The following is a 9,144-nucleotide window of genomic DNA, read 5'->3' as shown; positions in this document are numbered from 1 at the left end:
TTCTTTGCCTACTTTCTTGGCGAGACAAGAAAGTAGGTCGCCTCCCCGCAGGGGAGGTGAAACTGCAGTTGCCCTTGACGTTAAGCAGTTGCAGTTCAGAGCCCCCCAAAATCCCCTTACCGAACAATAGGCTTATACCGAATCCGCTTAGGCTTAGCCCCCTCCTCACCCAGACGTCGCTTCTTGTCCGCCTCGTACTCCTGATAGTTGCCCGGGAAGAATTCCACATGCGACTCGCCCTCGAAGGCCAGGATGTGGGTGGCGATCCGGTCCAGGAACCAGCGATCGTGGGAGATCACCATCACGCAACCGGCGAACTCCAGCAGCGCGTCTTCCAGCGCGCGCAGCGTTTCCACGTCGAGGTCGTTGGACGGTTCATCGAGCAGCAGCACATTGCCGCCGGAGATCAGCGTCTTGGCCAGGTGCAGGCGTCCGCGCTCGCCGCCCGAGAGCGTGCCCACGTGCTTCTGCTGGTCCGAGCCCTTGAAGTTGAAGCGGCCGATGTACGCGCGCGACGGCGTTTCGTAGCGGCCAACCGTCAGCACGTCGGCACCGCCGGAGATCTCTTCGAACACGGTCTTGCTGCCGTCGAGCGCATCGCGGCTCTGGTCCACGTAGGCCATCTTCACGGTCGGGCCGACCTTGATCTCGCCGCTGTCCGGGGTTTCCTTGCCGGTGAGCATGCGAAAGAAGGTCGACTTGCCGGCGCCGTTGGGGCCGATGATGCCGACGATGGCGCCGGGCGGCACCTTGAAGCTGAGGTCGTCGATCAGCAGGCGGTCGCCGTAGGCCTTGCTCACGCCGTTGAACTCGATCACCTCGTTGCCCAGGCGCTCACCCGCGGGGATGAAGATTTCCTGGGTTTCGTTGCGCTTCTGGTATTCCTGGCTGTTCAGTTCGTCAAAGCGCGCGAGACGTGCCTTGGACTTGGCCTGGCGGCCCTTGGGGTTCTGCCGCACCCATTCCAGTTCCTTGTGCAGCGCCTTCTGGCGGGCCGACTCGCTCGATTCTTCCTGCTTCAGGCGGGCTTCCTTCTGGTCCAGCCAGGAGCTGTAGTTGCCCTTCCAGGGAATGCCGTGGCCACGGTCCAGTTCCAGAATCCACTCGGCGGCGTTGTCGAGGAAGTAGCGATCGTGGGTCACCGCCACCACGGTGCCGGGGAAGCGCGTCAGGAACTGCTCCAGCCATTCCACCGATTCCGCATCCAGGTGGTTGGTAGGTTCGTCGAGCAGCAGCATGTCGGGGCGCGACAGCAGCAGGCGGCACAGCGCCACGCGGCGCTTCTCGCCGCCGGACAAGTTGCCGACCTTGGCTTCCCACGGCGGCAGGCGCAGCGCATCCGCCGCGATCTCCAGCTGCAGCTCGGCGTTGTTGCCGTCGCTTGCCGCCAGGATGGCTTCGTACTTGGCCTGGTCCGCTGCCAGCGCGTCGAAATCCGCGTCCGGCTCGGCATAGGCCGCATAGATCTCGTCGAGCTTCTTGCGGGCTTCGAACACACCGCCCAGCGCGGCCTCCACCGACTCGCGCACGGTTTGCTCGGGATCGAGCTGCGGCTCCTGCGGCAGGTAGCCAATGTTCAGGTTGGGCATGGGCGTGGCTTCACCCTCGATTTCCTTGTCGAGGCCCGCCATGATCTTCAGGACGGTCGACTTGCCCGAGCCGTTCAGGCCCAGCACGCCGATCTTGGCGCCCGGGAAGAAGGACAGGGAAATGTCCTTGAGAATGTGACGCTTGGGCGGGACGATCTTGCCCACGCGGTTCATGGTGAAAACGTACTGTGCCATGCGGATCCGGGTGAAATTGGGGGGAATCGGCCAAGTGTAGCAAAGCCGGTCCGCACAAGGCCCTTCATGACGCCCCTGAGGACGCCTTCCTGGCACGTGGCGCGGCACCCGGCGTGCCGGCTGCGCGCTTGCGCGCACGGGTCAGGCTGGAGGTCAGGCGGCGGTAAGCGATGTCCATATGCCGCTGCATGACCGCGCGCGCCAGCTCCGGATCCTTGCGGCGTAGCGCCGCCAGCACTTCGCGATGCTCGGCGATGGCCTGGGCCCAGACCTCGGGCGTCTCGAAGTGGCTGTTCAGTTGATCGAACAGCGGCCCGAGGCGCAAGTCGAAGAGCCGGCGCACCACGCCCACCAGCACGCTGTTGCCGGTGGCTTGCGCCACCCGCACATGGAACAAGCGATCCGCATCGAGCGGCTTGATGCCGGCGGCGGCTTCGGCGGCCATCTGCGCGATGGCCTCCTCGATCGCATCGAACTGGGCCTTGCGCCCGCTCCGGGCCGCCAGCGCGGCGACCTCGCCTTCCACCAGGGCACGTGCGCGGATCAGCTCGAGCGGGCCTTCCTCGCCGGACAGGTCGAAGCCGGCGTCGACGGATGACGGCGGCTCGCACACATAGATGCCGGAGCCCATCCGCACTTCGATATAGCCCTCAACCTCGAGCGCGATCAACGCCTCGCGCAGCGATGGGCGGCTCACGCCGAGCTGCACCGACAAATCCCGCTCCGCCGGCAGGCGCGAGCCCACCGGAAACTCGCCGGCCCGGATCAGCGTGCGCAACTGCGCGCTGATCTGGCGGTACAGGCGTTGCGGTTCGATCGAATGGATAGGCATGTGCAGCCCGAGCGTCTGGCGAAATTGGTTTGACCATTTGTCCAGCCGGCTGGAGTCTAGGCAGCGCGCCAGCGAATGTCCAGGCGGATTCATCGCGCGCCGCAGCATGCGCAGCGGCATCGGTAAAGACCACTAATTGGTAATACCAGTTTACCTGTCCAGACTCGTGAACTAGACTCCGCTCACTCGGCATGCATGCGGCAAGGCAGTGCAATCGGTCGTGGGCATCCGTATCTGCAGCGCACAAGAAAGCGGGCATCAGCACACGTGGCGCCTACGCGCCAGCCGTCGCTACGCGGCCCCGCAAGAACGCAGGAGACCCGAGTGAACGACGACAAGCCGACGCCCCCCAAGCGCCGCAGCCAGGCCTGGTTTGGCCGCCTCGACCGCGATGGCTTCATCTATCGCTCGTGGCTCAAGAACCGCGGCATTCCTCACGACCAGTTCGATGGCCGTCCGGTCATCGGCATCTGCAACACCTACTCCGAGCTCACGCCCTGCAACTCGCATTTCCGCACACTGGCCGAACAGGTCAAGATCGGCGTGTGGGAAGCCGGCGGCTTTCCGCTTGAATTCCCGGTGATGTCGCTGGGCGAGACCATGCTGCGCCCCACCGCCATGCTGTTCCGCAACCTGGCCAGCATGGACGTGGAAGAATCGATTCGCGGCAACCCGATCGATGGCGTGGTGCTGCTGATGGGCTGCGACAAGACCACGCCCGCGCTGATGATGGGCGCGGCCTCGTGCGACCTGCCCACCATCGGCGTCTCCGGCGGCCCCATGCTGAGCGGCAAGTTCCGCGGCGGCGAGCTGGGCTCCGGCACCGATGTGTGGAAGATGTCGGAGGAAGTGCGGGCCGGCCAGATGTCGCAGGAGGACTTCTTCGAGGCCGAGAGCTGCATGCACCGCTCGCACGGCCACTGCATGACGATGGGCACCGCGTCGACCATGGCCAGCATGGTGGAAGCGCTGGGCATGAGCCTGCCCGGCAACGCGGCGATTCCCGCCGTGGATGGCCGCCGCAATGTGCTGGCGCGCGCGTCGGGGCGCCGCATCGTGGAGATGGTGAAGGACAACCTGGTGATGTCGAAGATCCTGACCCGGGACGCGTTCGAGAATGCGATCCGCGTCAACGCGGCCATTGGCGGCTCGACCAACGCCGTGATCCACCTGCTAGCCATCGCCGGGCGCATCGGTGTCGAGCTGAAACTGGAAGACTGGGATGCGCTGGGCCACGAGCTGCCGTGCCTGCTCGACCTGCAACCATCCGGGCGCCACCTGATGGAGGATTTCTACTACGCGGGCGGCCTGCCCGCGGTGATCCGCGAACTGGAATCGCTGCTTGCGCGCGACGCGCTCACCGTCAACGGCAAGACGTTGTGGGACAACTGCAAGGACGCGCCCAACTGGAACCGCGAAGTCATCCACGCCTTCGGCGCGCCCTTCAAGGCCAACGCCGGCATTGCTGTGCTGCGCGGCAACCTGTGCCCCGATGGCGCGGTGATCAAGCCGTCGGCCGCCACGCCGGCGCTGCTCAAGCACACCGGCCGCGCGGTGGTATTCGAGAACAGCGAGCACATGCACCAGCGGCTCGACGATGAATCGCTCGACGTCGACGAGACCTGCGTGCTGGTGCTGAAGAACTGCGGCCCGCGCGGCTACCCAGGCATGGCCGAAGCCGGCAACATGCCACTGCCGCCCAAGGTGCTGCGCAAGGGCATCACCGACATGGTCCGCGTATCGGATGCGCGCATGAGCGGCACGGCTTACGGGACGGTGGTGCTGCACGTGGCGCCCGAGGCCGCGGCCGGCGGCCCGCTGGCGCTGGTGAAGGACGGCGACATGGTGGAGCTCGATGTGCCCATGCGCAAGCTGCACCTGCATGTCGATGAGGCGGAGCTGCAGCGCCGCCGCGCCGCGTGGCAGGCGCCCGCGCTGCCGATGGAGCGCGGCTGGACGCGCCTGTATATCGAGCATGTGCAGCAGGCCAACCTGGGCGCCGACATGGATTTCCTGGTGGGCAAGAGCGGCGCCGCGGTGCCCAAGGACAACCACTGAGGCACGCTGTCGCGCCACGAATCACCACGGCAATCCAATCGCGGCGAACTGCCGCCCCCGGCACGAACGAGCATCAGCGGCTCACGGAGACACCACGCATGGCATCGGTCCAGATTCGCGGCATCCAGAAATACTTCGGCAGCACGCAGGTGATCCGCGGCGTGGACATCGATATTGCCGATGGCCAGTTCACCGTGCTGGTGGGGCCATCGGGCTGCGGCAAATCCACGCTGCTGCGCATGATCGCCGGGCTGGAGGAGATCACCACCGGCGAGATCGCCATCGGTAACCGCGTGGTCAACCGCCTGCCGCCAAAGGAGCGCGATATCGCCATGGTGTTCCAGAACTATGCGCTCTACCCGCATATGACGGTCTACGACAACATGGCCTTCTCGCTCAAGCTCGCCAAGGGCGACAAGGAAGAGATCCGGCAGAAAGTGGCCAAGGCATCCGCCATCCTCGGCCTGGACAGTTTGCTGGAACGCTACCCGCGCCAGCTCTCAGGCGGCCAGCGCCAGCGCGTGGCCATGGGCCGCGCCATCGTGCGCGATCCGCAGGTGTTCCTGTTCGACGAGCCGCTCTCCAACCTGGACGCCAAGCTGCGCGTGCAGATGCGCGCGGAGATCAAGGAGCTGCACCAGCGCCTGCGCACCACCTCGGTCTATGTCACGCACGACCAGATCGAGGCCATGACCATGGGCGACCTGATCGTGGTGATGCGCGACGGCCGCGTGGAGCAGCGCGGCAAGCCGCTGGAGCTTTACGATCATCCCGACAACCTCTTCGTGGCCGGCTTTATCGGCTCCCCGGCGATGAACTTCGTGCCTGGCGTGCTGCGCCGCAGTGGCGGCGATGCCGCAGTCGAGTTTCCCGATGGCACGCGCCTGCCGGCACCTGCGCGCTTCGATGCCGCCGCCGGCACCGACGGCCAGCGCGTGATCTACGGCGTGCGGCCCGAGCACCTGATCCTGGGCATGCCGGGCCAGGGCCTGCAAACGCGCGTGTCGGTGGTCGAGCCCACCGGCGCCAACACCGAGATCTACTCCCGCTTCTGCGAGGCGGAGTTCATCTCGATCTTCCGCGAGCGCCATGACTTCGCCGCGGGCGACATCCTGAACCTGGTACCCGACCACCAGCACACGCATCTGTTCGATGCCGACTCGGGCCAGACGCTATTGCAGCGCGGCCCGGCGACACCGGCGGACAATCCGGGAAGCAGGCATGACCAGCACGGGGCGGAGCCCCTGACCACGGAGGAGACAAAGCGATGAGCACACCGAGCAACTTCACGAGGCGCGATTTCCTGGTGTCCACGGCGGCCGTTGCCGCCACCACGGCGATCGGCGGCCATGCCTTCGCCGCGCCGGCTGCACTGCAATACAAGCCGGAGGCCGGCGCCAAGCTGCGTGTGCTGCGCTGGAAGCGTTTCGTGCAGGGCGACGAAGACCTGTGGAACGCCAACACGAAGAAGTTCACCGAGCTGACCGGCGTCGAGGTACGCGTCGACAACGAAGGCTGGGAAGACGTGCGCCCCAAGGCCGCCGTCGCGGCCAGCGTCGGCAGCGGGCCGGACGTCATCGTGGGCTGGTTCGATGACCCGCAGCAGTACCCGGACAAGCTGGTCGACCTGACCGACCTGGCCACCTACCTGGGCGGCAAGTACGGCGGCTGGTACGACGTGTGCCGCAAGTACGGCACGCACAACGGCAAGTGGATCGGCCTGCCGCTTGGCGTGGTCGGCAATGCGCTGGTCTATCGCGAAAGCCACGTCAAAGCCGCTGGCTTCGACACCATCCCCAAGGACCTTCCCGGCTTCCTCAAGCTGTGCCAGGGCCTCAAGGCCAAGAACACGCCGTGCGGATTCGCGCTCGGCAAGGCCGTGGGCGACGGCAACAACTGGGCACACTGGCTGCTGTGGTCGCACGGCGGCATGCTGGTCGACACCAAGGGCAAGGTGGTGGTCAACTCGCCCGAGACGTGGGCCGCACTGGAATATGCCAAACAGCTCTACGCCACCTTCGTGCCCGGCACGCTGTCGTGGCAGGACCCTTCCAACAACAAGGCCTTCCTCGACGGCCAGATCAGCCTGACCGCCAATGGCATCTCGGTCTACTATGCGGCCAAGAATTCGAAGGAACCCAAGCTGCAGGAAATGGCGCGCGACATCCAGCACGCGCACTTCCCCATCGGCACACCCGGCAGGCCCACCGAGCTGATGCAGATCACGCAGATGATGCTGTTCAGGTATTCCAAGTTCCCGAACGCAGCCAAGGCCTACCTGCAGTTCATGATGGAGCCCGAGCAGTACAACCCGTGGATGGAAGCCGCCATCGGTTACGTCAGCCAGCCGCTCAAGGCGTATGAGGCCAACCCGATCTGGACGGCCGACCCCAAGCACACCGTGTATCGCGACTCCGCTGCGCTGATGCTCGACAACGGCCACGCCGGGCCGCTGGGCACGGCCTCGGCCGCGGCCATGGCCGACTACATCGTGGTCGACATGGTGGCCGAAGCGGCCAGCGGCTCCAAGACACCCAAGGAAGCGGCGGCGCGCGCGGCGGAGCGGGCGCAGCGGTACTACAAGGCGTAGCTAGAAAGACAAGGGCGCGGCAGCACCGCCGCGCCCGCCGAGCCGAACCCTGCGAGGTGAGCCATGCGAGGTGAACCATGATTTCCCGCCTGTTGAACAACCGCCATGCGCTTGGGCTGCTGTTCATGCTGCCCACCGCGCTGTTGCTGCTGGTTTTCCTGACGTACCCGCTCGGCCTTGGCGTATGGCTCGGCTTCACCAACACCAAGATCGGCGGCACCGGAGAATGGATCGGTCTGTCCAACTACAGCTACCTGGCAGGCGACTCGCTGACGCAACTGGCGCTGTTCAATACGATCTTCTACACGGTGGTGGCCAGCGTGGTGAAATTCGCGCTAGGCCTGTGGCTGGCGCTGCTGCTCAACAAGAACCTGCCGTTCAAGTCCTTCTTCCGCGCCATCGTGCTGCTGCCATGGATCGTGCCGACCGCGCTGTCGGCACTGGCATTCTGGTGGATCTACGACGCGCAGTTCTCCATCATCAGCTGGACGCTGGTCAAGCTAGGGCTGATCGATCGCTATATCGACTTCCTGGGCGACCCATGGCTGGCGCGCTTCTCTACCATCGCGGCCAACGTCTGGCGCGGCATTCCCTTTGTCGCCATCTCGCTGCTGGCTGGCTTGCAGACGATCTCGCCCACGTTGTACGAGGCCGCGTCCATCGACGGCGTCACGCCATGGCAGCAGTTCCGCTATGTCACGCTGCCGCTGCTGACGCCGATCATCGCAGTAGTGATGACCTTCTCGGTGCTGTTCACGTTCACCGACTTCCAGCTGATCTATGTGCTCACGCGCGGCGGCCCGCTCAACGCCACGCACCTGATGGCCACGCTGTCGTTCCAGCGCGCGATTCCCGGCGGCTCGCTGGGCGAAGGCGCGGCGATCGCCACGATGATGGTGCCCTTCCTGCTGGCCGCCATCCTGTTTTCATACTTCGGCCTGCAGCGGCGCGGCTGGCAACAGGGAGGCGACAAATGAAAGCGACGGCCGCAGCGCAGCAGCAGGACACCGCGCAGGGAATGGATTACCTGCAATCGATGCCACGGCGCTGGGTGACCATCTACATCCCGCTAGGCATCTTCGTCTTCGTGCTGCTGTTCCCCTTCTACTGGATGGCGATCACTGCCTTCAAGCCGGACGGCGAACTCCTGATGCGCAGCGCCAACCCGTTCTGGGTGATGGCACCCACGTTCGCCCACTTCAAGAAGCTGCTGTTCGACACCCCCTACCCGGAGTGGCTGCTCAATACCGTGATCGTCTCCACGATCTCCACCTTTGCCTCGCTGGCCGCCAGCGTGCTGGCCGCGTACGCCATCGAGCGGCTGCGCTTCCAGGGCGCGAAGCAGGTAGGCCTGGCCATCTTCCTGGCCTACCTGATCCCGCCCTCGATCCTGTTCATCCCGCTGGCATCGATCGTGTTCCAGCTCGGCCTGTTCGATACACGCTGGGCGCTGATCCTCACCTACCCCACCTTCCTGATCCCGTTCTGCACCTGGCTGCTGATGGGCTACTTCCGCTCCATCCCTTACGAGCTGGAAGAGTGCGCGCTGATCGACGGCGCCACGCGCTGGGAAATCCTGGTCAAGATCATCCTGCCGCTGGCCGTGCCGGGGCTGATCTCGGCTGGCATCTTTGCCTTCACGCTGTCGTGGAACGAGTTCATCTACGCGCTGACCTTCATCTCCTCGTCGGAGGTGAAGACGGTGCCGGTAGGGATCGTCACCGAACTGATCGAAGGCGACGTCTACCACTGGGGCGCGCTGATGGCGGGCGCCTTGCTGGGCTCGCTGCCGGTGGCGCTGGTGTACTCGTTCTTTGTGGAGTACTACGTGTCGGGCATGACGGGCGCGGTCAAGGAATAAGCGCATGGCGGCAGCCAGG

General features: G+C 65.2%; 7 protein-coding genes. 5 read left to right on the top strand and 2 right to left on the bottom strand.

The genetic code is table 11. The features are described 5' to 3' along the window. Positions 1 to 116 precede the first annotated feature (116 nt). Entirely contained in the window at positions 117 to 1,784 is a 1,668-nt protein-coding gene (ettA, locus tag AC1Q7Q_RS36110; RefSeq protein ID WP_006159698.1) for an energy-dependent translational throttle protein EttA, read from the bottom strand. A gap of 64 nt (positions 1,785 to 1,848) precedes the next feature. Beyond that, complete coding sequence (locus AC1Q7Q_RS36105) at positions 1,849 to 2,616, bottom strand: FadR/GntR family transcriptional regulator (RefSeq protein WP_492373484.1); 768 nt, start codon at positions 2,614 to 2,616, stop codon at positions 1,849 to 1,851. Positions 2,617 to 2,940: 324 nt separating this feature from the next. Between AC1Q7Q_RS36105 and AC1Q7Q_RS36100 the strand changes: the two genes are divergently transcribed. From AC1Q7Q_RS36100 to AC1Q7Q_RS36080, 5 genes are all read left to right on the top strand, one after another. Continuing rightward, positions 2,941 to 4,674 carry an IlvD/Edd family dehydratase gene (locus tag AC1Q7Q_RS36100; protein ID WP_492373483.1) on the top strand — a complete coding sequence of 578 codons (1,734 nt, stop codon included), beginning with the start codon at positions 2,941 to 2,943 and terminating at the stop codon, positions 4,672 to 4,674. A gap of 98 nt (positions 4,675 to 4,772) precedes the next feature. Next, on the top strand, positions 4,773 to 5,945 hold the full coding sequence (locus AC1Q7Q_RS36095) for an ABC transporter ATP-binding protein (RefSeq protein ID WP_492373482.1): 1,173 nt from the start codon (positions 4,773 to 4,775) through the stop codon (positions 5,943 to 5,945). Next, positions 5,942 to 7,264, top strand: a complete 1,323-nt coding sequence (locus AC1Q7Q_RS36090; RefSeq protein ID WP_492373481.1) for an ABC transporter substrate-binding protein — start codon at positions 5,942 to 5,944, stop codon at positions 7,262 to 7,264. The genes AC1Q7Q_RS36095 and AC1Q7Q_RS36090 overlap by 4 nt, the downstream gene beginning before the upstream one ends. Positions 7,265 to 7,341: 77 nt before the next feature. Then, on the top strand, positions 7,342 to 8,241 hold the full coding sequence (locus tag AC1Q7Q_RS36085) for a carbohydrate ABC transporter permease (RefSeq protein WP_043350082.1): 900 nt from the start codon (positions 7,342 to 7,344) through the stop codon (positions 8,239 to 8,241). Further along, the gene (locus AC1Q7Q_RS36080; protein ID WP_492373480.1) at positions 8,238 to 9,125 is read left to right on the top strand and encodes a carbohydrate ABC transporter permease; all 888 of its coding nucleotides are present in this window, start codon (positions 8,238 to 8,240) and stop codon (positions 9,123 to 9,125) included. The genes AC1Q7Q_RS36085 and AC1Q7Q_RS36080 overlap by 4 nt, the downstream gene beginning before the upstream one ends. Positions 9,126 to 9,144: the final 19 nt, after the last annotated feature.

The sequence above is a fragment of the Cupriavidus sp. GW823-FHT07A04 genome, assembly GCF_058794615.1.
This window is presented reverse-complemented; position numbering and strand designations above follow the sequence as displayed.